General features: G+C 75.8%; 30 protein-coding genes. 18 read left to right on the top strand and 12 right to left on the bottom strand.

Annotated elements, in window-relative coordinates; all coding sequences use genetic code 11:
- Positions 1-20: 20 nt before the first annotated feature.
- Positions 21-1,364 carry a PP2C family protein-serine/threonine phosphatase gene (locus tag ACIQI7_RS21160; RefSeq protein ID WP_401112181.1) on the bottom strand — a complete coding sequence of 448 codons (1,344 nt, stop codon included), beginning with the start codon at positions 1,362-1,364 and terminating at the stop codon, positions 21-23.
- Positions 1,365-1,660: 296 nt separating this feature from the next.
- Between ACIQI7_RS21160 and ACIQI7_RS21165 the strand changes: the two genes are divergently transcribed.
- Entirely contained in the window at positions 1,661-2,305 is a 645-nt protein-coding gene (locus tag ACIQI7_RS21165; RefSeq protein WP_401112184.1) for a LysE family translocator, read from the top strand.
- Between the two features lie 37 nt (positions 2,306-2,342).
- On the opposite strand, the gene ACIQI7_RS21170 is transcribed toward ACIQI7_RS21165, so the two are convergent.
- The gene (locus tag ACIQI7_RS21170; RefSeq protein ID WP_401112187.1) at positions 2,343-3,299 is read right to left on the bottom strand and encodes a GlxA family transcriptional regulator; all 957 of its coding nucleotides are present in this window, start codon (positions 3,297-3,299) and stop codon (positions 2,343-2,345) included.
- A 92-nt stretch (positions 3,300-3,391) separates the two neighbouring features.
- On the opposite strand from ACIQI7_RS21170, the gene ACIQI7_RS21175 reads away from it, so the two are divergent.
- Positions 3,392-3,985 (top strand): MBL fold metallo-hydrolase, encoded by a 594-nt coding sequence (locus ACIQI7_RS21175; protein ID WP_401112189.1) that lies wholly within the window; start codon positions 3,392-3,394, stop codon positions 3,983-3,985.
- Positions 3,986-4,064: 79 nt separating this feature from the next.
- Here ACIQI7_RS21175 and ACIQI7_RS21180 read toward each other — a convergent pair whose 3' ends face one another.
- A complete protein-coding gene (locus ACIQI7_RS21180) occupies positions 4,065-5,465 on the bottom strand; it encodes a cytochrome P450 (protein WP_401112192.1) in 1,401 nt (466 codons plus the stop codon).
- Here ACIQI7_RS21180 and ACIQI7_RS21185 point away from each other — a divergent pair.
- The 5 genes from ACIQI7_RS21185 to ACIQI7_RS21205 all read left to right on the top strand — a co-directional run bounded on the left by ACIQI7_RS21185 (position 5,449) and on the right by ACIQI7_RS21205 (position 9,751).
- Complete coding sequence (locus ACIQI7_RS21185) at positions 5,449-6,054, top strand: flavodoxin family protein (protein ID WP_401112195.1); 606 nt, start codon at positions 5,449-5,451, stop codon at positions 6,052-6,054. The genes ACIQI7_RS21180 and ACIQI7_RS21185 overlap by 17 nt on opposite strands.
- Positions 6,055-6,198: 144 nt before the next feature.
- Complete coding sequence (locus ACIQI7_RS21190) at positions 6,199-6,603, top strand: hypothetical protein (RefSeq protein ID WP_401112197.1); 405 nt, start codon at positions 6,199-6,201, stop codon at positions 6,601-6,603.
- Positions 6,604-7,415: 812 nt separating this feature from the next.
- Positions 7,416-8,306 carry an SDR family NAD(P)-dependent oxidoreductase gene (locus tag ACIQI7_RS21195; protein ID WP_401112198.1) on the top strand — a complete coding sequence of 297 codons (891 nt, stop codon included), beginning with the start codon at positions 7,416-7,418 and terminating at the stop codon, positions 8,304-8,306.
- A gap of 63 nt (positions 8,307-8,369) precedes the next feature.
- Entirely contained in the window at positions 8,370-8,948 is a 579-nt protein-coding gene (locus ACIQI7_RS21200; RefSeq protein WP_401112200.1) for a TetR/AcrR family transcriptional regulator, read from the top strand.
- A 152-nt stretch (positions 8,949-9,100) separates the two neighbouring features.
- Positions 9,101-9,751, top strand: a complete 651-nt coding sequence (locus tag ACIQI7_RS21205) for a hypothetical protein (RefSeq protein WP_401112203.1) — start codon at positions 9,101-9,103, stop codon at positions 9,749-9,751.
- 87 nt (positions 9,752-9,838) lie between these two features.
- On the opposite strand, the gene ACIQI7_RS21210 is transcribed toward ACIQI7_RS21205, so the two are convergent.
- Complete coding sequence (locus tag ACIQI7_RS21210) at positions 9,839-10,405, bottom strand: hypothetical protein (protein WP_387754757.1); 567 nt, start codon at positions 10,403-10,405, stop codon at positions 9,839-9,841.
- A gap of 177 nt (positions 10,406-10,582) precedes the next feature.
- Positions 10,583-10,999, bottom strand: coding sequence for a CBS domain-containing protein (locus ACIQI7_RS21215; protein ID WP_401112207.1), 417 nt, complete (start codon positions 10,997-10,999; stop codon positions 10,583-10,585).
- Positions 11,000-11,448: 449 nt separating this feature from the next.
- On the opposite strand from ACIQI7_RS21215, the gene ACIQI7_RS21220 reads away from it, so the two are divergent.
- The 6 genes from ACIQI7_RS21220 to ACIQI7_RS21245 all read left to right on the top strand — a co-directional run bounded on the left by ACIQI7_RS21220 (position 11,449) and on the right by ACIQI7_RS21245 (position 14,595).
- Positions 11,449-11,931 carry an SRPBCC domain-containing protein gene (locus tag ACIQI7_RS21220; RefSeq protein ID WP_401112210.1) on the top strand — a complete coding sequence of 161 codons (483 nt, stop codon included), beginning with the start codon at positions 11,449-11,451 and terminating at the stop codon, positions 11,929-11,931.
- A gap of 105 nt (positions 11,932-12,036) precedes the next feature.
- On the top strand, positions 12,037-12,540 hold the full coding sequence (locus ACIQI7_RS21225; protein ID WP_401112213.1) for a metallophosphoesterase family protein: 504 nt from the start codon (positions 12,037-12,039) through the stop codon (positions 12,538-12,540).
- Between the two features lie 34 nt (positions 12,541-12,574).
- Positions 12,575-13,339 (top strand): hypothetical protein, encoded by a 765-nt coding sequence (locus ACIQI7_RS21230; protein WP_401112215.1) that lies wholly within the window; start codon positions 12,575-12,577, stop codon positions 13,337-13,339.
- Between the two features lie 199 nt (positions 13,340-13,538).
- Positions 13,539-13,910, top strand: a complete 372-nt coding sequence (locus ACIQI7_RS21235; protein WP_401112469.1) for a phage holin family protein — start codon at positions 13,539-13,541, stop codon at positions 13,908-13,910.
- Positions 13,907-14,323, top strand: a complete 417-nt coding sequence (locus ACIQI7_RS21240; RefSeq protein ID WP_401112217.1) for a DUF3618 domain-containing protein — start codon at positions 13,907-13,909, stop codon at positions 14,321-14,323. The genes ACIQI7_RS21235 and ACIQI7_RS21240 overlap by 4 nt, the downstream gene beginning before the upstream one ends.
- A 5-nt stretch (positions 14,324-14,328) precedes the next feature.
- The gene (locus ACIQI7_RS21245) at positions 14,329-14,595 is read left to right on the top strand and encodes a DUF4235 domain-containing protein (protein ID WP_401112220.1); all 267 of its coding nucleotides are present in this window, start codon (positions 14,329-14,331) and stop codon (positions 14,593-14,595) included.
- Between the two features lie 353 nt (positions 14,596-14,948).
- Here ACIQI7_RS21245 and ACIQI7_RS21250 read toward each other — a convergent pair whose 3' ends face one another.
- The gene (locus ACIQI7_RS21250; RefSeq protein WP_401112223.1) at positions 14,949-15,758 is read right to left on the bottom strand and encodes an excalibur calcium-binding domain-containing protein; all 810 of its coding nucleotides are present in this window, start codon (positions 15,756-15,758) and stop codon (positions 14,949-14,951) included.
- Between the two features lie 97 nt (positions 15,759-15,855).
- Here ACIQI7_RS21250 and ACIQI7_RS21255 point away from each other — a divergent pair, with 97 nt between their 5' ends.
- The 3 genes from ACIQI7_RS21255 (at position 15,856) to ACIQI7_RS21265 (ending at position 18,756) form a co-directional block, all read left to right on the top strand.
- On the top strand, positions 15,856-16,506 hold the full coding sequence (locus tag ACIQI7_RS21255) for an HAD family hydrolase (protein ID WP_401112226.1): 651 nt from the start codon (positions 15,856-15,858) through the stop codon (positions 16,504-16,506).
- 144 nt (positions 16,507-16,650) lie between these two features.
- Complete coding sequence (locus ACIQI7_RS21260; protein WP_401112229.1) at positions 16,651-17,577, top strand: NADP-dependent oxidoreductase; 927 nt, start codon at positions 16,651-16,653, stop codon at positions 17,575-17,577.
- Positions 17,578-17,817: 240 nt separating this feature from the next.
- Complete coding sequence (locus tag ACIQI7_RS21265; protein WP_401112232.1) at positions 17,818-18,756, top strand: cupin domain-containing protein; 939 nt, start codon at positions 17,818-17,820, stop codon at positions 18,754-18,756.
- Between the two features lie 115 nt (positions 18,757-18,871).
- Here ACIQI7_RS21265 and ACIQI7_RS21270 read toward each other — a convergent pair whose 3' ends face one another.
- Positions 18,872-19,717, bottom strand: coding sequence for an alpha/beta fold hydrolase (locus ACIQI7_RS21270; RefSeq protein WP_401112234.1), 846 nt, complete (start codon positions 19,715-19,717; stop codon positions 18,872-18,874).
- 174 nt (positions 19,718-19,891) lie between these two features.
- Between ACIQI7_RS21270 and ACIQI7_RS21275 the strand changes: the two genes are divergently transcribed.
- Positions 19,892-20,350, top strand: coding sequence for a MarR family winged helix-turn-helix transcriptional regulator (locus tag ACIQI7_RS21275; protein ID WP_401112237.1), 459 nt, complete (start codon positions 19,892-19,894; stop codon positions 20,348-20,350).
- Between the two features lie 40 nt (positions 20,351-20,390).
- On the opposite strand, the gene ACIQI7_RS21280 is transcribed toward ACIQI7_RS21275, so the two are convergent.
- Both ACIQI7_RS21280 and ACIQI7_RS21285 read right to left on the bottom strand, forming a co-directional pair.
- Entirely contained in the window at positions 20,391-20,660 is a 270-nt protein-coding gene (locus ACIQI7_RS21280; protein WP_401112239.1) for a hypothetical protein, read from the bottom strand.
- A 136-nt stretch (positions 20,661-20,796) separates the two neighbouring features.
- Positions 20,797-21,864, bottom strand: a complete 1,068-nt coding sequence (locus ACIQI7_RS21285; RefSeq protein WP_401112241.1) for a MerR family transcriptional regulator — start codon at positions 21,862-21,864, stop codon at positions 20,797-20,799.
- A gap of 7 nt (positions 21,865-21,871) precedes the next feature.
- Between ACIQI7_RS21285 and ACIQI7_RS21290 the strand changes: the two genes are divergently transcribed.
- On the top strand, positions 21,872-22,150 hold the full coding sequence (locus tag ACIQI7_RS21290) for a hypothetical protein (protein WP_401112244.1): 279 nt from the start codon (positions 21,872-21,874) through the stop codon (positions 22,148-22,150).
- Between the two features lie 15 nt (positions 22,151-22,165).
- Here the strand turns inward: ACIQI7_RS21290 and ACIQI7_RS21295 are convergent, their stop codons facing one another.
- The 3 genes from ACIQI7_RS21295 to ACIQI7_RS21305 are packed head-to-tail and all read right to left on the bottom strand — an operon-like array spanning position 22,166 to position 25,394.
- Positions 22,166-22,915 carry an ABC transporter permease gene (locus ACIQI7_RS21295; RefSeq protein ID WP_401112472.1) on the bottom strand — a complete coding sequence of 250 codons (750 nt, stop codon included), beginning with the start codon at positions 22,913-22,915 and terminating at the stop codon, positions 22,166-22,168.
- A 5-nt stretch (positions 22,916-22,920) separates the two neighbouring features.
- Complete coding sequence (locus ACIQI7_RS21300; protein ID WP_401112245.1) at positions 22,921-24,420, bottom strand: ABC transporter permease subunit; 1,500 nt, start codon at positions 24,418-24,420, stop codon at positions 22,921-22,923.
- On the bottom strand, positions 24,417-25,394 hold the full coding sequence (locus tag ACIQI7_RS21305) for an ATP-binding cassette domain-containing protein (RefSeq protein ID WP_401112248.1): 978 nt from the start codon (positions 25,392-25,394) through the stop codon (positions 24,417-24,419). Before ACIQI7_RS21305 ends, ACIQI7_RS21300 begins: the two co-directional genes overlap by 4 nt.
- Between the last annotated feature and the right edge of the window lie 321 nt (positions 25,395-25,715).

Genomic DNA, 25,715 nt, shown 5'->3' on the forward strand with positions numbered 1-25,715 from the left:
GCCGCTTCCGCGGCACCCGGTCAGCCGCCGTGCGCGGGGATGCGGACGGCGAGGATCGCCATGTCGTCGTGGCCGTCGCTGGGATGGCGGTCGGCGAGGGTGCGGACGAGGTCGTCCAGGGGCTGGTGGGCGTGGGCCGCGGCGAGGGCGGCGAGGGCGTCCAGACGTTCGTCGATCGGGTGATCGGGGTGTTCGACGAGCCCGTCGGAGAACAGCAGGACGGTGGCGCCCGCAGGCAGCGGGCGGGTGTGGTCCGGGCGGTCGATGCCGGGGTCGACGCCGAGCGGGATCCCCGGTTCGGCGCGCAGGTACCGGGCGGTGCCGTCGGGGGCGAGGACGAGGGGCGGCAGATGGCCGGCACTGCTCCAGTGCAGTGCCCAGCCGTCGCCGACGGGCTCGATCCGGGCCAGGCACGCGGTGGTGACCGGGAGGTCGGTGATGGCGTGGACGGTGCGGTCGAGCTGGGTGAGCACGGAGCTGGGCGGGGTCCTGCGGTCGTAGAGCAGCGCGCGGAGCATGTTGCGGGCCTGGGCCATCGCGGCCGCCGCGTGCAGGTCGTGGCCGACGACGTCGCCGATGACCGCCGCGCACGCCCGGTCCGGCAGGACGACGGCGTCGTACCAGTCGCCGCCGACGCTCGCCGGCTCGGCGGCGGTGCGGTAGACCGCGGCCCCGGAGAACGGGGCGAGGTCCGGCAGGGTGGGCAGCAGCAGGCGCTGGAACTGCTCCGCGCTGTCCCGCATGTACCCGAACAGGCGGGCGTTCTCGATGGCGATGCCCGCGGCTCCCGCGAGCGCGCGCACCACCTCCTCGTCCGCCTGGTCGAACGGCCGGCCGTCGCGCCGCTCGGAGAGGTACAGGTCGCCGTAGATCTCGCCGCGCACGGTGACCGCGACACCCAGCAGGGTCCGCATGGGCGGGTGGCCGGGCGGGAACCCGACCGACGCCGGATGGGAGGGGATGTCGTCCACCCGCAGCGGCTCGGGGTGGTGGATGAGGTGGCCGAGGACGCCGCGGCCGTGGGGGAAGTCGATGCCCGCGAGGGCGGCACGCTCCTCCTGGGTGAGACCGGCGGTGATGAACTGCTCCAGGCAGTCACCGGAGGGGGCGAGCACACCGAGCGCGCCGTAGCGCGCGTCGGCCAGGTCCATCGCGGTGGTGACGATCCGGTGCAGCACCGCCGGCAGGTCGAGGTCGCCCCCGATGGCCAGCACCGCCGACAACAGGCCCTGCAACCGGTCCTTCGCCCGGGCCAGCTCGCGCAACCGCCGGGCGGCGCCCTCCAACTGGTCGTCCAGATCCAGCCGCGGCCCCGGCCGGTCACCCCCGTGGGGCGGTCCAGCGGACTCCGCGCCGCTGCTCACCACGCTGCTCCCGCGATCTCGATCACCAGGCCACGTTAACCACGCCGCACTCCTGCGGCCCGGAGCACACGCACAGCGCACACCGGCCGAGCGACGCCGTGGGGAGGCGGCCGCACGGGTGATGCCGTCCATCCGCTGGAGCCAGGGGTGCACGAGGGCACCGGCCGGCAGGCCCGTATCCTGACCCGGACGACGCGGGCACGGCTCGGCCGTCGCCGTCGCCGCCGCCCCGGAGCAGCCGGGCGGCGCCCCACCCCGGGTACCAGAACTCCCGGCGAACGTAAGGGAGTCGACCAGTGATCAGCCCGGCCGCCGTAGGGGGAGTGGCCCTGGTCGAACTGGGCATGGCCCTGACCCCCGGACCGAACATGATCCACCTCACCTCGCGCGCGATCACCCAGGGCCGCCGAGCGGGGCTGGTCAGCCTGAGCGGGACCGCCGTGGGATTCCTGTGCTACCTGCTGGCCGCCGCCGCGGGCCTGTCCGCGCTGTTCGCCGCCGTGCCCCTGGCGTTCACGGTGGTCAAGCTCGCCGGGGCCGGCTACCTGGCCTACCTGGCGTGGGGCATGCTCAAGCCCGGCGGCCGATCGCCCTTCGCGCCGGCCCACGACCTGCCCGCGCTCTCCGACGCCCGCCTGTTCTCGACGGGCCTGCTGACCAACCTGCTCAACCCCAAGATCGCCCTCATGTACGCCGCCCTCCTGCCCCCGTTCATGGATCCGCAGGCGGGCCCGCACTGGGCGCAACTGCTCCAGCTCGGCGGTGTGCAGATCGTCGTCGGGCTCTCCGTCAACGCCCTGATCATGCTGGGCGCGGCCCGGGTATCGGGATTCCTGGCCGCCCGCCCCCGCCTGATGGCCACTCAGCGATTCGCGTCCGGCGGCCTGCTCGGCGTCTTCGCGCTGCGCACCGCCCTGTCCCGTACGACCGTCTCGGCCTGAGCCCCGCCCCTGTGCCGGCGACGCCGCCGGCGGTCCGCTACGTCGTGGCGGAGAAGGCGCGGCGGTAGGAGCGGGGCGGGACTCCGCGGCGCCGCACGAAGTGCTCGCGCAGCACGGCGGCGCTGCCGTAGCCGACCCGGCGGGCGATCTCCTCGACCGGGAGGTCGGTGGTCTCCAGGAGGTCCTCGGCCCTGCTCAGCCGCAGGCTGCGCAGCCAGGCGTGCGGGGTGGTGCCGGTCGCGGCGGTGAAGCGGCGGGCGAAGGAGCGTTGGCTCATCAGGGCGCGGCGGGCCAGTTCCGTGACGGGCAGCGGCTCGTGGAGGTGCTCGCGGGCCCAGGCGAGTACGTCGGCGAGCCGCTCGTCGTGGCCGTCCTCGGGGGCGGGCGCGGTCAGGTACTGGGCCTGCCCGCCGTCGCGGTGGGAGGGCAGCACCATGTCCCGGGCGACGGCGTTGGCCAGCGCGGCGCCGTGCTCCCGCCGCAGCAGGTGGAGGCACAGGTCGAAGCCCGCGGCGGCTCCCGCGCCCGTGGCGATGCTCCCCTCGTCGATGTAGAGCGCGTCGGGTACCACGGTGATCCCGGGGTGGCGGTCGGCGAGCAGGTCGGCGAACCGCCAGTGCGTGGTGGCCCGCCGGCCGTCGAGCAGTCCGGCGGCGGCGAGCGCGAACGTGCCGACGCAGTGGGCCGCGACCACGGAACCGCGCCCGTGCGCGGTCCTCAGCGCGTCGAGCACGGCGGGGGCCGGTGGTGTGCGGAAACCGGCCCAGGGCAGGGCGATGACCAGGTCGGCGTCGGCGAGCCGGTCCGGTCCGTGCGCGACGGACAGCGGCACGCCGCAGTCCGCCGGCACCGGCCCGGGCCGGTCGGCGCACAGGGTGAGGTCGAAACCGGGCAGCGCCGCTCCGTGGGGCCCGAACACCTCGGTGACGATGCCGACGGCGAGCATGCCGACGCCGGGAGGGACGTACGCGGCGACGGTCTTGAAGGGCGGCATGGGCGCAGTGTGGCACACGGTTGGCACGAATCCTGCGATCACTGGCAGATCTGCCACTCGTTGATGATCATCAGGCGCGGAAAGCTGGGGCCATGACAGACGCACCGCTCGGCCGCAGCGCCGTGTACCAGGTCCTGACCACCGGCTACGTGGGCTCCACCGGCCCCGGAGTCGCCGCGACCGTCTCCTACGTGTCCGACGCGGGACGGCACGTGATCTTCGACCCGGGCATGGTGGCGAGCCGCGACGACATCCTCGTCCCGCTCGCGGAGCTGGGGCTCGGCCCCGAGGACATCACCGACGTGGTGCTCAGCCACCACCACCCGGACAACACCATGAACGCCGGTCTCTTCGCCCGCGCCCGGGTGCACGACCACAAGGTGGAGTACCTGGACGACCAGTGGACGAACCGGGACGCGGAGGGCTACGAGCTCACCCCGTCGCTGCGGCTGATCCGCACCCCGGGCCACAGCCCCGAGGACATCACGCTGCTCGCGGGCACGGACTCGGGCGTGGTGGCCTTCGCCGGCGACCTGTGGTGGCACGCGGACGGCCCGGCGGACGACCCGGTGGCCCCCGACCGGGAGGTGCTGCGCGCGTCCCGGCTGCGGGTGCTGGCCGCCGCGGACCTGATCGTGCCCGGCCACGGCGCCCCGTTCGTGGGCGACGACACCACCCCGCGCTAGCGGTCCCGTCAGGTGGTCGGTGGCCTGTACCTGGAGGCCGACCACCGGACGGGGGCGCCGCGGGTGCCGCGCGGCCCGTTCAGGCCGGGGCGATGACGAAGCCGCTGCGGGGGCGGGCGATCACCCGGCTCAGCGGGATGCCGAGGTCCTGGTCGGGGACCGTGTAGTCGAGGCGGGCCAGCCGTGGGGCGAGGGACTCCAGCAGGCCGACCACGACGCCCTCGCCCGGGCAGCGGTGGCCGGTCGCGGCGTCGCCTCCGCCCTGGGGGATCAGCACCTGCGGGTCGGCGGGCCGGTCGAGGAAGCGCTGGGGGCGGAAGCGGTAGGGGTCGCCCCACAGGTCGGCGTCGTGGTTCTGCCCGTAGAGGTCGAGCAGGACCAGGGTGCCGGCCGGGATCCGCTCGCCCGCGAAGACCAGGTCGGCGGCCGCCTTGCCGCCGACGAACGGGGCGAAGGGGTAGAAGCGGCGCACCTCCTGGGCGAAGGCGGTCGCGAAGGCGCCGTCACCCTCGGCCAGTGGTCCGCGGTGCTCGGGCCAGCGGTGCAGGGCGTGGGCCGTGAAAGCGGTGAACCAGCAGACGGCGGTGGTGGGCCGCAGGATGTTCAGCAGCTCCACCGCCGCGACCCGCGCGGGCAGCGGTTCGCCGTCGGCGTCCCGGTGCGCGGCCACGACGTGGACGGCGCAACCCGCCGGCACGCGCAGCGAGTCGTCGCGGACGGCTTCGACCAGCTCGGCGAGCGAGCGCTCCCGGCGCCGGCGGGCCAGCCGGGCCCGCCAGTGCCGCGGGCCCGGGGTGGAGAAGCCGTCCACCATGGCGACCAGGTCGCGGGCGAGCGGCGCCATCTCGTCGTCGTGCAGCGTGAGACCGGCCCAGCGGGCGACGCCCGCGGCCAGCACCTCGGCCGCCGCGTCCAGCACGACGACCCGGCCGCGATCGCGCCAGGCCGGTACCGCGGCGTCCCAGGCCGCGCCCACGTCCTCGACCAGCCGGCCCCGCCGCCCCGGATCGGCGAGCAGGCCGAGGAACATCGCCTTGCGCAGCTGGTGCTCCGGCCCGTCGAGGCCGTGGACGGCGCCCTGGCCGAAGAGGGTGCCGAGTACCGGTTCCGGCAGCGCGCCGGCGCGCCGGATGTGGCGCTCGTCGTAGAAGAACCGCACCGCCTCGGGGCCGTGCAGGACGACGGCGGGCCGCCCGAGCAGCCGGGTGCGCAGCACCGGGCCCGGTCGGCGGCGCCGCTGGTCGGGCAGCCACGCGTAGCCGTGCAGCAGCAGCGACAGGGTGCTGTCGCTCCGGGGGAAGGTTCCTTGGTCCATGGGGCGTCGGCTGCCCTGGGCGCGCGAGGTGAAACCGGGACGCCGGGCCGCCGCCGGTGGGGCGCCGATCGGGTGGGCGGCGGCCCGGGCGGCCAGCCGATCGGGTGAGTGCGCACATCGGGCGGAGTCGAAGGGGTAGGCGAAGCCCATGCGAGCTCTGATCATCAACTGCACGCTCAAGCCGTCTCCGCAACCGTCGAACACCGAGGCGCTGGCGGACGTCGTCCGGGCCGAACTCACCGCCCTCGGGGTGGACACCGAAACCGTACGGGCGGTCGACCTGGACCTGCGCCCCGGAGTCGAGACCGACATGGGCGACGGCGACCAGTGGCCGCGGGTCCACGAGCAGGTCGTCGCCGCCGACATCCTGATCATCGCGTCGCCGACCTGGGTCGGGCGTCCCTCCTCCGTCGCCCAGCGGGTGCTGGAGCGGATGGACGCCATGATCTCCGAGACGGACGACCAGGGCCGGCCCGCCGGCTACGGCAGGGTCGCCGGCGTCGTGGTGACCGGCAACGAGGACGGCGCCCACCATGTGATCAGTGAGATCTGCGGTGCCCTGGTCGACATCGGCTACACGATCCCCGCCCAGGCGTGGACGTACTGGCACCTCGGTCCGGGGCCGGGCCCCGACTACCTGGAGGAGGAGAAGGGCCACGCCTGGGCCCACACCACCGGCCGCACCATGGCCGCCAACCTGCACCACGTCGCCACGGCCCTCGCCGGCCGCCCCTGGCCCGCCCCGGCGCGGTAGACGAGTCCGGCCCCCGGCCCCCGACGGCGTCCCGCTGCTGTCCACCGACCCCGCCCACACCCTCGTGCTGCGCCCGGTCTCCCCGTCCAACCGCGGCCCGGGCCGGTGGGAACGGAGGACTTCCGTGCCACTACTGTGCCCCTCATGCCCAAGAGACCGACCGACGTCTGGCGTGAGCACCTCGCCGAAGAAGCCGCAGCGGTGGCGGCGGGAACGCTCGCCCCGGAGGACGCGTACAGCGGCGCACTCTTCCCCGTGGCCCTCCTGACCGCCACCGACGACGTCCTCGCCGCCTTCGAGACCGACGTGGCCGCGCTGGGCGCCAGCCCGGCCGACGACGACGTCCTCGGCGTCGTCGAGCGGGTCGTGCTGGAGCTCAACCGCGTCCACGAGGCGCACGACGAGGCCGCCTACGAGACCGAGGAGCGGGAACTGCTCTGCGCCTACATCGACGACTCCCTCGTCGCCGCCGGCGTGGACGTCGCGGCCCTCACCGAACGGCAGGGCCTCGGCCGCCACGAGATCACCGACCGCTGGCGGGACTGGTGACCGGCGCACAGCGGCCCGGGGCGGCCGACCGCTAGTTCGCCGCCCCCTCCCGCCGCGGTCCGCCACCGACACACCCACCGGCCCGAACATCGGGCTGCCCTTCCGGACGGGCCCGGCCGTCACCGTGCTCCTTCCCGCCGGCCGGCGCGCCCGCGGCACCACTCGTCGGCGAGCGCCGCCCGCGCGCTCCGCCTTCCGCAGCCGCCCCTCCGAGAGGCCGCCTCCCACCGCACCGGCCGAACCGCCGGCCCGGGCGGTGAGCGCGGGTCCGGCCGGTGCCGGCGGGCGGACAGCTCCCGCAACTCCCGTCCCGGCCGGCCGGGTCCGCGTCCGCCGCAGCGCCCGGCGCAGTTCCAGCACCTCGTGGACCCCCCGGGGATGCTCACGCACGAGCCGACCGAGGGCGTACGCGGCCGCCGTCGGCCGACGCGCCCGCTTGATCCTCGGCGGGCCGGCGCCCGCCGGTCCCGCCCCGCCGGGCACCGGCCGCCGCCCCCGCCCCCGGGCCGCCGTGGACTCGCCGGCCGCGAGGCGCGTACCACCGGGCCGCGGCGCCGGCCGCGTCCTCCGCCGCTCCGTCCGCCCACCGGGCCCGGCCGGTGGACGGCATCGCGCGGCCCACGGCACGCGACGGCCCCCAACGCCCTGCGAGCGGCCGGAGCAGCTCGCCGCGCCCGGACCAGCCGGGGCCTCGCGGAGACCGGTCCGCGGCCGGGAAGACCGGCCGAACCGATAACCGGATAGTTCATCCGCTCCTGTGCTATCGTTCGGAAAGCGGATTACTTATCCGAATATCGTGGGGTGGAGGACACATGCGGAAGACAGCCGTCGTCACGGCCGGTACGGCCGGTATCGGCCTGGAGACGGCGCTGGGACTGGCCGCCGCCGGCTACGCGGTCACCGTGGTCGGCCGCGACGCCGACCGGGGCGCGCGGGCGGTCGCCCGGATCGACGCGACGAACCCGGCGCACCGCGGCCGCTTCCTGTCCGCCGACCTCGGCTCGCTCGACGACGTCCGCGCGCTCGCCGACCGGATCACCGCCGACCACGCCGCCTCCGGCGACCCGCTGACCGTTCTCGTCAACAACATCGGCGCGATGTTCCCCGAGCGGCTGACCCTGGACGGCGTCGAGGCCTCGTTCGTCGTCAACCACCTCTCGCCGTACCTGCTGACCGAACGGCTGCTCCCCACCCTGACCGCCGGCGCGCCGAGCAGGATCGTGAACGTGACCTCGGGAGCGGTCGCCCTCGCCAAGCGGCGGTTCGACGCCGTCGAGCCGCCCGGCGGCTACTACGGCTTCCACTGGTACGGCCGCGCCAAGCTCGCCAACCTCGCCTACACCCTCGACCTGGCCGCGCGCCTGGACGGTACGGGCGTCTCGGTCTTCGCCGCCGACCCCGGCGGCGCCGCGACCGACATGACCAGCGGCACCATGACCGACCCGAAGATCGTCTCGCCGGCCCTGCGGCTGCTGTGGCCCCTGGTGCGCCGCAGGTTCGAACGCTCCACCTCGGGCCCGGCCTCGGTGGCCGCCAGGCCCTCGATCGCCGCGGCCACGGACGAGACCCTGACCGGCCGGACCGGCCTCCTCGTCGGCGCCCAGGCCCGCCCGGTCGCGCCGCCGCGCGCGGCGGCCGACCCCCGCCTCGCCGAGGCCGTACGCCGCCTCAGCGAACGGCACGCGCCGGTCACGACCACCTGACCGCCTCCGCCGGGGCGCCGGCGGCGGGATCATCCGGATGGGCCATCCGGTTAGCATGTCCTCATGACGACGCCCCTGCGCAAGGACGCGGCCCGCAACTGGGACCGCATCGTCTCCGTCGCCCGTGCCCTGGTCGACCAGGGCGAGCCGCTGCAGCTCAACGACGTCGCCCGCCGCGCCGGACTCGGCGTGGGCACCGTCTACCGGCACTTCGCCACGCCGGAGGCCCTCCTGGAGACCGTCGCCACCCCCTGCCTGGAAGCCCTGGCCGCCCACGGGGAGCAGGCCCTGGCCGACGGCGACCCCCGGCGCGCACTCGAGGGCTTCCTGCTCCACACCGTCGAGGCCCAGGTCAGCGACGCCTCCCTGGCCCCGGTCACCGCCGCACCCGCGGACACGCTTCCCCGCACCACGGAACTCAAGGCGTCGCTCCGAGCGGCCGGCACCGCCCTCCTCGACCGGGCCCGCGAGGCCGGAGCGGTCCGCGCCGACCTCACCCCGGCCGACCTCGTCCCGCTCATGTGCGGCATCGCCCACGCCGTCCACGTCCACGGAGGCACGCCCACCGAGCGGATCGACACCGCCCGCCGCTACCTGGCCACCGTGCTCGGCGGCCTCCGCGCCGCACCGGCGAACGCCTGAGCCGCCCCCGCCCACGCACGGCCGCTCACCGCCCACCCGCTCACCGCCCCCGATCACCGCCCACCCGCCCTTCGCACCGGAACCGGCGACCCGGACCCGGGCGTCCGACCTCCCGGGGCGCCGTCGTCCGCCGCTGGGAGGGGTTCCGGATCGTGAGGATCGTGCTGTGGGCCGTCGTCGGGGCGCTGTTCGCACTGCTACCGCTCGCCCACTGGCTGCTGCGCGCCCGTCCCACGCCGCTGCGGGCACCCGTCGCCGCCGTGCTGGTGCTCTGGCTGGGGCTGGTGCTCGCGGTGGTGTCCGACCTGCTGCACCCGCGCAGTGAGGCCGAGCTCTACCTGCTCTACACGCCGCTCGCCGAACTGGCCGTCCTGCTCGGCCTGCGGCTGGAGCGGCGGATCGCCGGGCCGGGGACGGATCGCCCGACCGGCTGGTCCCGGGCGGCGGGCATCGCCTTCCACGGCCAGCTGGCCCTCGTCCTCACCGCCACCCCGCTGCTGGCGCTCGCGGCCTTCCACGAGGCGGACCTCCCGTCCGCGGAGGCCCTGCCGCAGCCGCCGCCCGGCTACACCCTCCTCGACACCGACAAGGGCTGCGGCAACGGCAGCGGCGCCACCTGCTGGCGCACGCTCTACCTCACGGGCCCGCCCGGCGTGCCGACGGCGGAGGCCGCCGGCCGGCTCCGGCCCCGGCAGCGGTGCGAGACGAACGGCTGGCTGATCGACCGCCGCGACCTGTGCACCGAGGTGAGCACCGACGGCTCCGCGATCGTCTACCGGGTCCACCTCAGCGGCGGGCTCTAGCCGTTCCGTCCCCTGGGGTCGGGGACGCGGCCGCCCGGCGGGTTCCAGCGGTCCGGTCGGGTACCCGCGGACCGGGGGCCCGGCCGATCAGGTCCAGGGCAGCTGGCCGGCGGCCCGCCGCAGGGTGCCGCGGAGCTGTTCCATCGGGCGCTGCTGTTCGCCGTGCAGGGCGTTGAGGACCACGAGCGCGCCGGTGAACGCCGGGACGGCCCACTGGACGCAGCGCAGCTGGCGGCGGGCGCGCTCCAGGTCGACGGGGTGGTGGGCGGCCTTGTCGCGTTCGCGGGGGTCGGGGGAGGTCGCCAGGCGGACCTTCGCGCCGAGGACCCCGGCCCAGGCGGTGGTGGCGAGGGCGGCCGCGGTGCAGGCGGTCTTGGCGACCGTGGAGGCGGCCAGGCCCTGCTGGAGCGGGACGCGTGCGGCGTTGACGGCCAGCAGGCCGCCGGTGCCGACCATGTGGACGCCGATCGCCACGAGGTTCACCGGCGCCCAGCGCGTCCAGCCGGTGGAGGCGATCCGGTCGGCGCCCTCCCGGGAGCCGCCTTCCGCGGCCGCCGCCTCGTTGAGGGCCACGGCACCCATCAGCGCCCCGCCGAACCACGCCGCCAGCCCCAGGTCGTGCATGCTGCGCAGGACGGTGTTCCGTTCCGACATCCCTGCCTCCTCGCTCGGGTGCCGGAGAGGCCGGCACCCGCCTCACGCTTCCCGGACCGGCAGGGCGCCACCATCGGGGCTGCGCTGTTGGAGGGCAACCCCCGCCCGGGCGGACGGCGGAGGGCCGGCCGGCCCCGGGGGAGGGGTGGGCCGGCCGGCCGGTGGGCGGCGGGTCGGTCAGTCGGTGGAGATGGCCTCGAGGAGGTCCCCGGCCTTGGCGTCGGGCAGGGCGCGGGCGACGTCGGCCAGGGCGACGACGCCCACCAGCCGGTGGCCGTCGATGACGGGCAGCCGGCGCACCTGGTGGGAGCCCATGGTGCGCAGGATCTCGTTGGCGTCGTCGTCGGCGCCGATGGTGACGGCCTCGCCCTGCGCGAGTTCGCCGGCCTTCACCTGGGCGGGGTCCTTGCCGGCCCCGAGGACCTTGACGACGATGTCGCGGTCGGTGAGGACGCCCTTGAGCCGGTCGTCGGTGCCGCAGATCGGCAGGGCGCCGACACCCAGCTCGGTCATCTTCTTCGCGGCCTCCAGGACGGTCTCCTGCTCGCCGATGCACTCGGCGCCCTCGGTCATGATCTCGCGGGCCGTGGTCATGGTGTTCTCCTCTCGTCACACGGGTCTCCGGACGCACCTCGCCGGGCAGCACGGGGCCCGCGGCCCCGCGGCGGCGCTGTCGGTGCCGTCCGCCCTCTCGCCCGCTCGGCTGCCCACCGGAGCCCAGGTCATGCCTCCCGGCCCGGCCTTCCCGGCCGCCGCCCGCGCACCCCGGCCGCCGCCCGCGCACCCCGGCGACCGGCGCCCGGATCCCTGGGCGTGGCCGGCCTGGCCGGGCCCCCGGATGAGGCGTCGCCGTCGCGGCGGGTGCGGTGTCGGAGGTCGGGGTGCGGTGTCGGAGGTCGGGGCTACGGTTCCCGGTACGACGGGACCTGACGACACGGCGGCGGACGCGCGCAGCGGTGTGCCGCCCGCACGGCCGGTGACCGGTGCGCCGCCGATGTCCGCCCCCCGACCGCACGGACCGACACCACGAGGGAGCCTCCGAGATGAACGCCACCGCCGACCCCCGTACGATCCGCATCGAACACGACTACCCCGCCACCGCCGAGCGGATCTGGGAACTGTGGACCACCGCCCCCGGCATCGAGTCCTGGTGGGCGCCGGACGGCTTCACCGTCCGGGTGGACGCCCTCGACCTGCGTCCCGGCGGCACACTGACCTACACGATGACCGCGGCGGGCGCGGAGCAGGCGGCCTTCATGGAGGGCGCGGGGCTCCCGCTGAGCACGACGTCGAGCAAGAGGTTCACCGTCGTCGAGCCGAAGCGGCGGCTCGCCTACACCACGCTCGCCGACTTCGTCCCCGGGGTGGCCCCGTACGAGTTCCTGACCGAGGTCGAGCTGACGCCGACCGGGGGCGGCGTGCGCGTGACGATGACGGTCGACGCCATGCACGACCAGGAGTGGACCGATCGGCTGGTCGCCGGGCGACGCGATGAGCTGGCGAACCTGGCGGCCCTGGTCGGATAGGACGACCTGCCCGCTGGCGCGCCGGTGGAGCGTCGCCGCCCGCGTCGCGCCGGGGGGACCCTACGCTCGTCCCTGTCCGCCCGACCCGAACCGGAGCCCGGAACCGTGCGACTGCTCGTCACCTCCGACACCCACGTGCCCACCCGGGCGCGGGCCCTGCCGGCCCTGGTCCTGCGCGCCGTCGACGAGGCCGACGTGGTGTTCCACGCCGGGGACTGGGTCGACACCGCCACGCTCGACCTGTTCGAGGCCCGGGCCCGGCGGCTGGTCGCCGTCCACGGCAACAACGACGGACCGCAGCTGCGCGAACGGCTGCCGGAAGTGGCCCGGGTCGAACTGGAGGGCCTGCGCTTCGTGGTCGTGCACGAGACCGGCCCCGCCCGGGGACGTGAACAGCGGTGCCGCTCACGGTTCCCCGACGCGGACGTCCTGGTCTTCGGCCACAGCCACATCCCGTGGGACAGCCGGGGCCCGGACGGACTGCGGCTGCTCAACCCCGGCTCGCCGACCGACCGGCGCCGCCAGCCCTTCGCCACCTACCTCACCGCCCGGGCACACGACGGCCACCTCACCGAGGTGCGCCTCCACCGGCTGCCGCCGCGCTCCTGACCTGCCGGGACGCACCGGGAAGTACGCCTCCGAGGTGCCCCGCGAGCAGGCGATGGGCTTCCACCAGGTGCTGCAGGAGGCGGCGGAGGTGTCGTTCGAGGCGATCCGGCTCGCCCCGGCCGGGGACCCGGACGCCCGGGTGGTGCAGCAGCCGATCGCGATGGGCCGGGGCTGGTCGCACGAACGCTACCGCGCGCTGTGGTCGCAGATCGCGGCCCGCGAGCCCCACCACTTCGGCGCGCACACCGCCGCGCTGCAGTACTGGTGCGAGAAGTGGCTCGACAGCAACGAGTTGACGCACGGGTTCGCGGACACGGCGATCGCCGCAGCGCCGGCGGGCAGTGCGCTGACGGTGCTGAAGCTGCGGGCGTACTGGGAGCAGGTCCTGCGCGACAAGTCCGCCTCGCTCTACCGTTCCGCCGAGTACACGGCCGCCCTGGACGCGGCCCTGGCCGACCTGGCGGCCGCCGGCCCCGCGCACCCCGGCATCGTCGCGGCGCGCGGCTGGATCGCCCACGGCCTGATCGAGAACGGCCGCCCGGCGCGGGCCCGGGACCTCTTCCGGGGGATGCGCCGGGAGATCGCCGGCCCGTGGATCCACTACGGGAACCCGGCCGCCGTCTTCGACGCCGCCCGTACCAAGGCCGCCCGCGCGGCGGCCCGACCCGGCCGCGGTCGTCCGACCGCCGCAGGCTCCCACTCGACGGCCCTCCGCCCTCCGCCCTCCGGCGGAGGGCCGTCGCCGCGTTCCGCCTCCTGCCGGACCGGGCCGGGACCGGCGGGCCGGGAGGACGAGTGAACGGGCGGCCATGTCGGCCGGACGACCGGCCTGAACCCGCCCGGCCGGGGTAGGCGCGCCCTCGACGGGCGGTCGGGCGCACGGCGCGGCCGGCCGGCAGAGCAGGAGTGCACAGGGACAGGAGGTGACCGCTGTGTCGAGCACGCGGCTGTACCGCGCCGGGCCCGCCCCCGGAGTGGACGGATCGGGCCAGGAGCCGGTGGGTGAGCTGGTGAAGCGGGCCTCGCAGCAGCTGACCGAGCTGGTGCGGGACGAACTGCGCCTGGCGCAGGCGGAGATGAAGGAGAAGGGCCGGCGCTACGGCAAGGGCGGAGGCCTGTTCGGCGGCGCCGGGCTGGCCGGATTCCTGATGGCGCAGGCGCTGGTCGCCACGGTGATCGCCGCACTGGCGGTCGCGCTGCCGGTCTGGGCGGCCGGGCTGATCGTCACCGCCGTGCTGGGCCTGGTCGCCGCGGTGCTGGCCGTGAGCGGAAAGAAGCAGGTCGACCGGGCCGGGCCGGCCCTGCCCGAGCGGACCGTCGAGAACGTGAAGGCCGACGTGGCCGAGATCAAGGAGAGGGCACACCGATGACCCAGCCGCCGTACGACGAATCCATCGCCTCCAGCCCGGAGGAGCTGCGCGAACAGGTCGAGCGGACCCGGGCCGAGCTCGGAGGGACGATCCAGGCGCTCACGGCGAGGACCGACATCCGGGCGCGCGCCCAGGAGAAGGCCGCCGAGGTCAAGGAGCAGGCCGCTCACAAGGCCGGGGAACTGAAGGCGAAGGCCGCCGACCTGGCCCACCAGGCGCAGGACCGGCTGCCCGATCCGGTCAGGCACAAGGCCGCCGAGGCCGGTCACCTGTGGGAGGAGAAGGTGCCCGAGCCGGTGCGGGAGAAGGCCGCCCGGGGGGCGCGGCTGGCGCGGGCCAACCGCACGGTGCTGGTGGCGGCAGCGGGGGCGGCCGCCGTGGTGTGGCTGGTCTGCCGCCGCCGGAGGGGGTGAGCCGGGTGAAGGCCTCGAAGATCGCCTACAAGCCGGTCGGGCTCGTGCTCGGCGCCGTCAGCGGCATGGCCGCGGGAGTGCTGTTCAAGCAGGCGTGGAAGGCGCTCGGCCACGACGAGGACGCCCCGGACGCCACCGACGAAGCCCGCTCCTGGCGGGAGGTGCTGCTCGCGGCCATGCTCCAGGGCGCGATCTTCGCCGGGGTCAAGGCGGCCGTCGACCGCACCGGCGCCACCGCCGTACGCCGGCTGACCGGAACCTGGCCCGGCTGAGCCCTCCCGGTCCCTCCGCTCCTCGGCGACGGCCTAGGCGGGGCGGCCCTGCCGGTGCAGCAGTTGGGCCGGCGGCCCGGGTGCGAAGCGGTAGGGGGAGGAGCGGAGCAGGGCGACGGCCTCCTCCGGGCGGCCTACGAACCGCCACTGTCACCGGCGCCCCCGCCGCCGCGGCGGGCTGCGGCATGGGCCGATTCCCGGTCGTCGCGGCGACGAGGCCGGCTGTCGGCCCTACGGCTCCGGCCCTGTCCGCCGGCAGCAGCCGCTGGACGTCGGACGGCAGGTGTGCACCGGCTCCCCTGGTGCACACCTGGCCCCGGCGGCACCGGAGGAGCCGCCGGGGCCAGGGCGGGTCACTCGCAGGCGACGCCGTTGCCGTCGCGGTCGAGCGCGGGGCGGTAGCCGGGCTCACCACGGTGCAGCGGGGCTGCGCCGGCGGCCTTCGCCGCGCTGCAGTTGGCGTAGTACGCATCGCCGCCGCCCCCGCCGGAGGACGAACTCGACCCGCTGGAGGAGGTGCCCCCGCTGCTGCCGCCCGTCGATCCACCGGTCGAGCTGCTGCCGCCGGTCGATCCGCCGGAAGCGCCGCTGCCACCGGAGGAACCGTGGCCGGGACGGGTCTCGCAGGCGGTGCCGTCGCCGTCGGAGTCCAGGCCCGCGCGGTAGCCGGCGTCGCCCCGGTGCAGTGGTGCCGCGCCGCCCGCCCACGCGGCCGCGCAGTCCGCGAAGTACACGTCAGCCTTCGGCGGGGCGGCCTCCGAAGGAGCGGACGGCTGTGCCGGCACGGGTGCCTGGGTCGGCGTGGGAGCCGGGGTCGCGGTGGCCGTGGCGGTCGGGGTCGGCGCCGCGGTCGCGGTGCTCGGCGAGGCCCAGGCAGAGGCAGAGGGGGAGGGGGAGGAGGCGGTTGCCGTGGCCGCGGCGACCGGGCGGGCGGTGTCCGGCTTCTTCGGGTCGGCCACCACGGCCGCGAACCAGATCAGGCAGTAGAGGCCGCCGACCACGCTGACGGCCACCTTCGCCGGACGTCGCCACGGCGAGGTCCACAGCAGGACCAGGCCCACCGGCGGCAGGAAGACGAGGGCGAGGACGATCAGCGCGGGTCTGCGCCACCACGGGCGGGTGCCCGCGGGCGCGGGTGAAGGCGGGGGGAAAGAGCTGGTCATCGGCGAATCAAATCATCGTCCCTACGCGCGTCGTACCAGAATTCATCACGTTTCAGCTACATCCGCGGCACCCCGTCCGGAGTAATAAGGTGCAGGGGTGATCGAACTGGTGATCTTCGACTGTGACGGCGTGCTGATCGACAGCGAGCCGATCGGGGTCGAGGTGGACAAGGTGGCGATGGCGGCGCTCGGGCTGCCGATGGGCGAGCAGGAGATCGTCGAGCGGTTCGTCGGGCTGTCGCAGGGTGCGAAGACGGCGGCGCTGGAGGAACTGCTCGGGCGGGAGCTGCCCGCCGACTGGTGGGAGGAGTACCGGCCGCTGCACACCCGGCTGACCGAGGAGCGGCTGGGCCCGGTGGACGGGATCGTCGAGGCGCTGGAGCGGATCGACCTGCCCGGGTGCGTGGCCTCCAACAGCAGTCACCGCTGGCTGCGGCGGGGGCTGGGCCTGACCGGGCTGTACGAGCGGTTCGCCGGGCGGATCTTCAGCGGTGCGGAGGACGTGCCGCGCGGAAAGCCCGCGCCGGACCTGTTCCTGCACGCGGCCCGTACGCTGGGCGCCGACCCGGCCCGCTGCGTGGTGGTGGAGGACAGCCCGCACGGCCTGAGCGCGGCGAACGCGGCCGGCATCCCCGCCTTCGGCTACACCGGCGGCGTCAACTCCGCCGACCGCCTGGCCGGCCCGGGCCGGGTCCTGTTCGGCGACATGCGCGACCTGCCCGGCCTGCTCGCCGCGCACGCCCACTGATCCGACCGGGGCGCTCGGCGGGCGAGACGATCGGACATCTTCTGAAGACTGAAGGATATTCAGCGGCTCGTTCGATCTTCCTAGGGTTGAGGACATCAGGAGCCGGGCCGACAGGGACCGGACCGAGCGAGAGGCAGTCCTCCCATGCGCGCAGTCATCCAGAAGTCCTTCGGCGGCCCCGAGGTCCTGGAGGTGGTCGAGACCGAGCGGCCCGCCCCGCTCGGCGGCGAGGTCCTCGTCCGGGTCCACGCCAGTGGTGTCAACCCGGTGGACGTGGCGGTGCGTTCGGGCGCCTACCCGCTGCTCGGCGAGCCGCCGTACGGGGTCGGCTGGGACATCTCCGGTGTCGTCGAGGAGGCCGGGCCCGGGGCCCGGTTCAAGCCCGGCGACGAGGTCTTCGGGATGCCGTTCTTCCCCCGCGCCGCCACCGGCTACGCCGACTACGTCGCCGTCCCCTCGCGGCAGGTGGCCCGCAAGCCCGCCACGCTCGACCACGTGCAGGCCGCCGCGCTCCCGCTGGCCGCGCTCACCGCCTGGCAGGGCCTGGTCGACGCGGCCGGGCTGACCGCGGGTCAGCGCGTCCTGATCCACCGCGCGGCCGGCGGCGTCGGCCACTTCGCCGTCCAGATCGCCAAGGCCCGCGGCGCCCACGTCATCGCGCTGGCGAGCGAGGCCAAGCACGAGTTCGTGCGCGGCCTGGGCGCGGACGAGGTGATCGACTACCGGACCACCGACTACACCGAGGCGGTCGCCGACGTCGACGTCGTCTTCGACTCCTCCTCCGAGGGCACCCGGGCCCTGGAGGTGCTGAAGCCGGGCGGCACCCTGGTCAGCATCATGGAGCACTGGAACACGGAGCTCGCCGCGAAGATCGAGGAGGCCGGCCGGCGCTTCGCGGGCGTCTCCGTCGAGCCCGACTACGCCTCGCTGGAGGCCATCGCCGCCCTGGTCGACGAGGGCCGGATCCGCCCGCACGTCGCCGAGACCTTCCCGCTCGCGGAGGCCGGCAAGGCGCACGAGCTGGTCGGCTCGGGCCGGGTGCAGGGCAAGGTCGTGCTGACCGTCGCCTGAGCGCCGCGCCCGCCTGCGGGGCGGGGGTGAGCGGGCCGCCACGGGGACGGACGCGGCGCCGGGCATCCGCCCGATCGGGGGACGGGCGGAGGCCGGGTGCTGCGGGCGGGGGCGGGAGGGAGCCCGGCGCGCGCCGGGCCGGTGCCCGCCGGTAACCGCGCCGGGAGCCGGTGGCGGCAGACCCTAGGGTGGGGGCGGACCGCGGCGGACCGCGGCCAGACGGAGGACGGGGGAAGGTCGTTGGACATCCTGACCGAGGCGCTGAGCTCGATGCGGACAGGGCTGCCCACATCGGTGCGCACCGAGGGCCGGGCCCCCTGGGGCCTGCGCCTGCCACCGGTCGCCGGAGCCGGCTTCCACGTGGTGCTGCACGGCACCTGCTGGCTGATCCCGCTGGGCTGCGCGTCCAGCACCGAGCCGATCGCGCTCAACCCGGGGGACGTGGTCTTCCTACGGGACGGCAGCGGCCACATCCTGGCCGACCACCCGTCCACCCCGGCCGAGCCCGAGCGGCCCGACCAGTACCGCCCGACCGGGCCGATCGGCACCGTGACGCTCGGCGGCGAGGGCGCCCGCACCAGCCTGCTGTGCGGCAACTACCACCTGGACAAGGGCCGTCCGCACCCGTTGGTCCGCCAGCTGCCCGAGGTCGTCCACCTGACCACCGGGCACGGCCGGCACCCCGAGCTGAGCGCCGCCGTCCAGCTGCTCGGGGCGGAGCTGGAGAACCCGCGCCTCGGGTCGACCGGCATCGTCCCGGCCCTGATCGACTCGCTGCTGCTCTACATCCTGCGGGCCTGGCTCGACGACCGGCCCACGGCGGCCGCGGCCGGGTGGGCGGCCGCACTGGGCGACTCCGCGGTCGCGCCGGCCCTGGCCGCCATCCACGAGGACCCGGCGGCCCCGTGGACGGTGGAGTCGCTGGCCCGACGGGTGGGACTGTCCCGGGCGGCCTTCGCCCGGCGGTTCACCACGATGGTGGGCGAGCCGCCGATGGCCTACCTGACCCGGTGGCGCCTGACCACCGCGGCCCGGCTGCTGCGCGAGTCGCAGGCCCCGCTGACCGCGGTGGCCGCCCAGGCCGGGTACGGCTCCGAGTACGCGTTCGCGAAGGCGTTCAAGCGCGAGTTCGGCCAGGCGCCGGGCGGCTACCGCCGCGAGCTCAGGTCCGCCGCCTGAGACGCGGACGCCCGCACCCGACCACGGCGGCGTCGGTGAACACGCTTGCGCCGTAAGGGACTTGCCCTGGAGCCTCGGTGCCGGATCCTCCCGCCGGCGGCCGGTCCGCGCCGGGTCAGGCGGCGGCGCCCAGGATCTCCCGGATGCGGGCGGCGTAGGCCCGGGGGTGGCTGGTGTTCCCGTTGTGGCCGCCGGGCAGTTCCAGCACCTCGGTGCCGAGGAGGTCGGCGAGGGCCAGGGCGCACTGGACGTCGAAGACCTCGCGGGGCGTGGTCAGTCCGACGGCCGGAAGGATGCGCGTGCCGGTCCCGCGCAGGGCCGCCGGGTCGAGGGTGTCGTGGATGACCGCGCTGAAGTCGTGCCGGATGAAGTGGTCGAAGTTGGCGAGGCGCTGCTCGTCGAGGGGCTGCGGGGTGAGGTCGGCCTCCCGGTCCGGGCCGGCCGGGTCGATGCCCAGGACCCGGGCGATCTCCGGGAACGTCGCCCGCAGCCCCTCGCGTCGGTAGAGGTCCTGGAGGTGGGCCAGCTCCTGCTCGTGGCGCGCCCGCCGGTCGGCGGGCAGGAGGCGGGGGGCCACGGGCTCGTGGGCGATCAGGGTGCCGATCTGCCCCGGGTGCCGCTGGGCCGCGTGCAGGCCGATGACGGCTCCGAGGCTGCAGCCGAGCATGAGCGCCGGCTCGTCGGTGAGTGCGGCGAGCAGGTGGTGGACGTCGTCGGCGTGCTCGACGAGGGACGCGCCGCGGCCGGGCTCGGCCAGCCGGCTGCGGGACAGGCCCCGGCGGTCGTAGGTGACCACGGTGAAGGCGTCGGTGAGCCCGGCGACCAGGTCGACGCTGCGGTCGGCGTCCCCCTCGCCGCTCTGCGAGACGAGCAGCACCGGCCCGCTGCCGTCGACCCGGTAGTGCAGGACGGCGCCGGCGACGGCCAGGGTGCCGGTGGTCGGGTGCGCGGTGCTGGGCATGGTGGTCCCCCTTCGCCGGGCCGGCGGTCCGTCCGCCGCCCGGTGCGCCACCATGATTCATCGAAAGAGATGCATCTGTCTAGATGTATTGAGATGGATGAGTCTTGCCGCGGCGAGGGAGGGCGGCCGTATCCATCGGTCTCGATGAATCGAATCCGATGTATGCTCCCGGCCATGAACGGAGTGGAGCTGTTCCTGCTGGGCCGGACTTTGATGAAGCTCGGCGAGGACGCGCTGCCGGAGCCCCCCGGCGGCGCCGGCCGCTACGCCGGCAGCGCCCGGCTGGTCCTGATCGTGGCCAGCGACATCGCCGCCCACCCGGACAGCGCCGTCGGCGAGATCGCCTCCCGGACCGGCCTCCCGCAGAGCCAGGTCTCCACCGCCGTGGCGCGGCTCAAGGAGGCCGGTTCGGTGGTGACGGCCCCCGACCCCGCCGACCGCCGCCGCGTCCTGGTCCGCCAGGCCGCCGACGCGTCCGACCGCGTCGCCCGGGTCCGCGCCGCCGGCATCGAGCAGGCCCTCGCCGCCGCGCTCGGCACCGAGGACCCCGAGCGGCTCGGCGAGGTCACCGCCGCCCTGGACGTCCTCGCCCGCCACCTCCTGCCCCACCGCCCGCAACACGGCGGGTCTTAGGAATGATCGGCGAGAGGTCCGGATCCACGGGGAAAGGGCGTCAGACCGCGGCGCCCGCCCGCGGATCGTCGGCGTAGAGCGGGTTCTCGGTCCGGTCGCGTTCGTACTGGGACAGGGCCAGGCCCATGCAGAAGAAGGTGGGGGCCCACTCGCCGATGAAGATGCCCCAGCGGTCGGCACGGTCGAGCCCGGCCGGCTCGGCCTTCACCGAGGCCGTCCAGGAGACGAACGACAGGCCGATCGAGGCGATGCCGGCCAGGTAGGCGTGTTCGGACTTCACGCCAGCCTCGTGCAGCTTCTTGATGATCATTTTCTTTCCTCCCGCCGTGTCTTCGCGCCGTGTCTTCAGCGCGCCTGCCGTGCGCCTCGTGGTGGCGCATCGGCGTCCTGCTTCCACGCTGGACCGCCCACCCCGGCGATGCCATGCGCATCGCTTCCGCATCGGTTCACCGACCGGACGGGGGCGCCTCCGCCTCCTCGCGGCCCCCGGCCCCCGGCACGGCGCCCCGGCCGCCGACCGCCTCGGCCAGGACGGCCAGGCAGCCCCTGAGATCGCGCGGCCGCGCGACGGGCATCGGCACGCGGGTGCGTCGCCAGCCGGGACCACCGAGAACCACGGCCGGGCGGTGCCGGGCCCCTGGCGCTCCGCACGCCCCCGCGGCGACGAGCCGGGCCAGCTCCGGATCAGCCGTGGCCGCCATCTGCGACCACAGCACCACCGCGGCCGGACCGGTCCGCTCCACGGCGGTCAGCACCGCGCGCCCGGGCACATCGGCGCCCAGCATCCGGTACGCCGTCGCCCGTTCGGCCAGGGCGGCGGCCAGGGCGTCCAGCGCGAGACAGTGCTGCTCACCGGCTACGGCCGCGAGCAGGACCCCGGGGCCCGGTACCGACGGAACCGGGGCCACCCGCCGCAAGGCCGTCCCCACCTGCCACGACAACAGGTGCTCGACCTCGACGAAGCCCTCGCCCGCGCCCGCCGCGGCCCACCGGCCGCCCGTCGCGCGCAGCGCCGGCGCCATCACCTGTTCCCACGTCCACAGCACGCCGTGCCGCGCCAGTGCGCGCTCCAGGACCTCCGCCACCTCCGCGGCGTCGAGTCTCCTCGCGGCGCGGCACAGCCCCCGCACGTCAAGACGTCCGGGAGGACCACCGGCTGACGGCCCGCCGGGGGAGGGCCCGCCGGCCGGCGGCCGCACGTCGCCCCCGGCCCGGTCGTCGGCCAGGACCTCGTGCGCTGCCTGCGCGGGCGGCACACCGGACGCGGTCAGCCGGCACATCCGCCGCAGACGCTCGATGTCCGCGCCCGTCCACCGGCGGTGCCCGCCCGGCTCCCGGAGCACCGGGCCGATCCCGTACCGGCGCTCCCAGGAGCGCAGCGTCACCGGTGACACGCCCAGTTGCCGCGCCACCTCCCCCGTCGGCAGCCCCGGCCGGTCCTCGCTCACCTGCTCCGGCGGCACGGGCTGTCCCTTCCGGTCCAGCCGGGCCGGGGGGTCACCCGTCGCCTCCATGAGGCGCATGGTAACTGTGCGTCACAGCCTGGACGGCCCCGGCGCCCCACGTGTCGGCGCCGCACTGAACGCGGTGCCGCCCCGCCGCCCGGACAGCCTCGTCGGGCAGGCCCTCCAGGACCACCGTGACAGCCGCCGCACCGTCCACCTCCCGCACCCGGCGGTCGGCGAACGCCACGTCGAAGCGGCCGTTGCCGAGCGGCCCGGCCGCCACCCGGCCGTGACCCGCGCGGGCCGGTGGACCGGGCGCGCGGGACGGACCGGCGATGCCGGGCCCGGGCCGTGAGGAGGGCGGGCAGGTTCAGGCGCCCCTCCGGCGCAGCACCGCGCCGCCCAGCAGCAGCCCGGCCGCCGCCCACAGGGCCAGCACCCCCAGGCCGGCCCACGGTGCGATCGGCAGGCGGTCCAGCCCGGTCGTCGCCTGGACGGCGAGCCCCGCCGGCATCGGGCCGATACGACCCAACTGCCGTTGCAGCCACGGGTCCGTCACCACGTGGGCGATCAGCGGGAAGAGGTAGAGCAGCGCCAGCACCGTGCCCGCCGCCACCGCGCCCTCCCGCACCGCGAAGGCGAGGCCGAGCGCGAGCAGCGCGACGAGGACCAGGTAGAGCACCGAGCCGACGGCCGCGCGCAGCGTCGGCCCGTCCGTCATCGCGGGGGCGCCCGGCAGCAGCAGGTGCCCGGCCAGCAGCGAGCCGAGGACGGCGACCAGTCCCACCGCCGCCACGGCCGCGCCCACCACCACCGCCTTGGCCGCCAGCACCCGCGTCCGCGCCGGGACCGCCGCCAGGGTCGTGTGGATCATCCCCGTGCCGTACTCGCCGCCGACGCAGAGCACACCCAGCACCGCGACGACGGCCTGACCCACCGCCACCCCGCTGAGCGCGAGCCGCGCCGGGTCGTCGCCGCAGCACCGCGCGGTGCCCGACGCCGCCGCGCCCACCGCCACCGTCACCGCGACCGCGCAGGCCAGCAGCCACCACAAGCCCGGCTCGGTCCGCAGCTTCGTCCACTCCGCCCGGCAGGCGCGCCGCCATGCCGGCCGTCCCATCGCGTTCACGCCTCCCTCCGGCGCAGCACGAAGGAGGCCGCCGTCAGAGCCAGCGCGGCCCATGCGACGAGCACGGCGAGCCCCGCCCACGGCGACAGCGGGAAGTAGCCCGAGGCCGGCTCGTAGACGGACAGCACCTGGTCGTAGCGCGGCAGCGTCTGCTGAACGGCGAAGCCCGCCGCCGGGGTGAGGCGCAGCAGCCAGTCGGCCGGTCCGCTCGGGAGCAGCCCGCCGAAGGCCAGCAGGTAGGGCAGGACCGTGACCGCCACGACGGCGGTGACGGCGGCCGCGCTGCGCCGCAGCAGCACGCCCAGCGCGAGGGCCAGCACCGCGCTCGCGGCCAGCAGCAGGCCGGTGCCGAGGACGGCCCGCAGCTGCACGGCCGCCGGGACGGTGAGCACCGCGAAATGCGCGGCGTGCGCGCGGGCCTCGCCCAGTGGCAGGCTCACCGCCGCCGCGCCCGCGCCGGCCCCGAAGGCGACGGTGCCGACCACCGCGGCCTTGGCCGCCAGCACCCGCCCACGGCGCGGCGTCGCGGCCAGCGTGAGGCCGAGCAGCCCGCGCCGGTACTCGCCGGTGGCGAACTGCACGGCCACCACGGCGATGACGACCAGGCCGACGAACGTGCCGACCAGGAAGGTCTCGACGCTCCACACGGGCCCGCCCGCGGGGCCGCCGACGACGGGTGCGATGTCGCCGGCGCCCGTGAGCGCGAAGCCGTCCCCGTCCGGCCGGTGGCCGCCCGAGGTGCCGGGGACGTAGCTGCCGGAGGAGCCCGCGTCCGTGCCGACCCGGGTGCCGGTCCAGTCGTCCGCCCACGCGCCGGTCACCGCGGGCCGGCCGAAGGTGCCGGTCGCGGTCGTGGGCGAGCTGCCGCCGCCGCCCGCCGTGTCCACGGCGGCGGGGGAGGCGACGAACAGCCCCGCCCGCACCGTGCCGCCGGGCAGTGTCGCGGTGCCGATCGGCGTCCAGTGCGCGCCGTCGGCGGAGTCGTAGCCGGTGACGGTCGTTCCGGCGCGGACCAGCCGCAGCCACTGCGGCGCGGCGCCGGTCGGCGGGCCCGGCAGGGACCCGGCCCGGTCGTGGACGTAGTCGTCCTGCATCCGCACCCCGTGCGCGCCCGTCGACATCACGGCGGCGTAGGAAGAGCCTTGCGCGAGCGAGGACTTGAGGATGATCCCGGCCTTGCTCCAGGGCGTCGTGCCGGGCGAGGAACGGCCCGGCCCGCCGTCCGGGTCGGCGAGCAGACCGGTGAGGCCGGTCACCGGGACGGTCAGTGAGCCGTCGCCGGCGAGCGTGCGATGGACGAAGTAGAAGCTGTCGTTGACCGCCTCCCCGCCCGGGCCGACGGCCAACGGCGTGGCGCCCCCCGCGTGCTGGTTCGACGAGACGGTGCCGACCAGCACGAAGAGCACGGCGGCCAGTGCCGCGCCGACGGTGCCCAGCACCCAGCCGCGTACGGTGCGGAACTTGGTCCACTCGGCGTGCAGCGTCCTCCTCATCATCGCCGGGCCTCCTCAACGCCGTCCCCGTCCCCGTCTCCGCCGCCACCGTCGTCGGCGTCGGCGGTGGCGGCCCGGTACTGCACGGCGTCGCGGGTGAGGTCGAGGTAGGCCTCCTCCAACGTGGCGCGGTGAGCGGTCAGTTCGGCGAACGGCACACCCGCCCGGGTCAGCCGCGCCACGATCGCCTCGCCGGTCGGGCCGGTGACGGCCAGTGCGTCCGGGGCCGTCCGCTCGACCACCGCCCCGAGCGCCCGCAGCGCCTCGGCCGCGGCGAGCGGCGCACCCGTCCGCACGGTCACCCGCCCGGCGCCCGGACCGGCCAGCAGCTCGCGCACACCGGTGTCGGCGACGACGCGGCCACGGCCGACCACGACCAAGTGGTCGGCGACGCCCTCGATCTCGCTCATCAGGTGGCTGGAGACCAGCACCGCGCGTCCCTCCGCCGCGAGCGAGGCGAGCAGGGCGCGGATCCAGCGGATGCCCTCCGGATCCAGACCGTTGAACGGCTCGTCCAGCATCAGCGAAGGCGGGTCGCCCAGCAGCGCCGCCGCGATGCCGAGCCGCTGCCGCATGCCCAGCGAGAAGCCGCCCGCCCGGCGCCGCGCGGCGTCGGCCAGCCCGACCTGCGCGAGGACGTGGTCCACCCGCGCGACGGACAGGCCCTGGGTCTGCGCCAGCCAGAGCAGGTGGTTGCGGGCCGTCCGGCCGGGCTGCAGGGCGCCCGCGTCCAGCAGCGAGCCGAGCCGCCGCAGCGGCTCGGCGAGGTCGCGGTAGGGCCGGCCGCCGACCAGCGCGCGGCCCGCGTCGGGCGCCTCCAGGCCCAGCACCACCCGCATCGTCGTCGACTTGCCCGCGCCGTTCGGCCCGACGAAGCCGGTCACCCGGCCCGGCCGCACCGCGAAACTCATCCCGTCCAGTGCCCGCGTCGCACCGAAGCGCTTGCGCAGGCCCTCGACCTCGATCCCGGCCTCCATCGGCCACCTCCGCCCTCGCCGCCCCGTGCGGCATCCGATGCGCACACCCTGCGCGGAGGCGGATGACACGGCCCGAACGGCCGCCGTCATGCCGCTGTTAGGCCGGCTCGCCTAGGGTCTGTCTTCAAACTCGCGTCTGCGGGGCGACGCCGGGGCACGTACCTCGCCGCGTTGTCGTCGGTCGCCAATGCTCCGCAGTGGCTCCCTCCTCCGCCTTGCGATGCACGCACCCCAACGCCGCCCCGCCCGCCCTCCGGGCGAACGACGGGAGTTTGAAGACAGACCCTAGGGTCGACCCCGGACCTGGGACACGGGAGGAGA

The sequence above is a fragment of the Kitasatospora sp. NPDC092039 genome (assembly GCF_044756065.1).
Lineage (GTDB): Bacteria > Actinomycetota > Actinomycetes > Streptomycetales > Streptomycetaceae > Kitasatospora.

What these genes read in the sequence shown, in the direction of transcription:
- ACIQI7_RS21200 (WP_401112200.1), top strand. Translation starts at nt 8,370, where the DNA reads ATGACGACGCCCCTGCGCAAGGACGCGGCCCGCAACTGGGACCGCATC.
- ACIQI7_RS21250 (WP_401112223.1), bottom strand. Translation starts at nt 15,758, where the DNA reads ATGACCAGCTCTTTCCCCCCGCCTTCACCCGCGCCCGCGGGCACCCGC.
- ACIQI7_RS21210 (WP_387754757.1), bottom strand. Translation starts at nt 10,405, where the DNA reads ATGTCGGAACGGAACACCGTCCTGCGCAGCATGCACGACCTGGGGCTG.
- ACIQI7_RS21170 (WP_401112187.1), bottom strand. Translation starts at nt 3,299, where the DNA reads ATGCCGCCCTTCAAGACCGTCGCCGCGTACGTCCCTCCCGGCGTCGGC.
- ACIQI7_RS21295 (WP_401112472.1), bottom strand. Translation starts at nt 22,915, where the DNA reads ATGGGACGGCCGGCATGGCGGCGCGCCTGCCGGGCGGAGTGGACGAAG.
- ACIQI7_RS21180 (WP_401112192.1), bottom strand. Translation starts at nt 5,465, where the DNA reads ATGATCAGAGCTCGCATGGGCTTCGCCTACCCCTTCGACTCCGCCCGA.
- ACIQI7_RS21190 (WP_401112197.1), top strand. Translation starts at nt 6,199, where the DNA reads ATGCCCAAGAGACCGACCGACGTCTGGCGTGAGCACCTCGCCGAAGAA.
- ACIQI7_RS21305 (WP_401112248.1), bottom strand. Translation starts at nt 25,394, where the DNA reads ATGGAGGCCGGGATCGAGGTCGAGGGCCTGCGCAAGCGCTTCGGTGCG.
- ACIQI7_RS21280 (WP_401112239.1), bottom strand. Translation starts at nt 20,660, where the DNA reads ATGATCATCAAGAAGCTGCACGAGGCTGGCGTGAAGTCCGAACACGCC.
- ACIQI7_RS21275 (WP_401112237.1), top strand. Translation starts at nt 19,892, where the DNA reads ATGAACGGAGTGGAGCTGTTCCTGCTGGGCCGGACTTTGATGAAGCTC.
- ACIQI7_RS21290 (WP_401112244.1), top strand. Translation starts at nt 21,872, where the DNA reads ATGGTAACTGTGCGTCACAGCCTGGACGGCCCCGGCGCCCCACGTGTC.
- ACIQI7_RS21285 (WP_401112241.1), bottom strand. Translation starts at nt 21,864, where the DNA reads ATGGAGGCGACGGGTGACCCCCCGGCCCGGCTGGACCGGAAGGGACAG.
- ACIQI7_RS21195 (WP_401112198.1), top strand. Translation starts at nt 7,416, where the DNA reads ATGCGGAAGACAGCCGTCGTCACGGCCGGTACGGCCGGTATCGGCCTG.
- ACIQI7_RS21185 (WP_401112195.1), top strand. Translation starts at nt 5,449, where the DNA reads ATGCGAGCTCTGATCATCAACTGCACGCTCAAGCCGTCTCCGCAACCG.
- ACIQI7_RS21220 (WP_401112210.1), top strand. Translation starts at nt 11,449, where the DNA reads ATGAACGCCACCGCCGACCCCCGTACGATCCGCATCGAACACGACTAC.
- ACIQI7_RS21240 (WP_401112217.1), top strand. Translation starts at nt 13,907, where the DNA reads ATGACCCAGCCGCCGTACGACGAATCCATCGCCTCCAGCCCGGAGGAG.
- ACIQI7_RS21260 (WP_401112229.1), top strand. Translation starts at nt 16,651, where the DNA reads ATGCGCGCAGTCATCCAGAAGTCCTTCGGCGGCCCCGAGGTCCTGGAG.
- ACIQI7_RS21270 (WP_401112234.1), bottom strand. Translation starts at nt 19,717, where the DNA reads ATGCCCAGCACCGCGCACCCGACCACCGGCACCCTGGCCGTCGCCGGC.
- ACIQI7_RS21175 (WP_401112189.1), top strand. Translation starts at nt 3,392, where the DNA reads ATGACAGACGCACCGCTCGGCCGCAGCGCCGTGTACCAGGTCCTGACC.
- ACIQI7_RS21215 (WP_401112207.1), bottom strand. Translation starts at nt 10,999, where the DNA reads ATGACCACGGCCCGCGAGATCATGACCGAGGGCGCCGAGTGCATCGGC.
- ACIQI7_RS21300 (WP_401112245.1), bottom strand. Translation starts at nt 24,420, where the DNA reads ATGATGAGGAGGACGCTGCACGCCGAGTGGACCAAGTTCCGCACCGTA.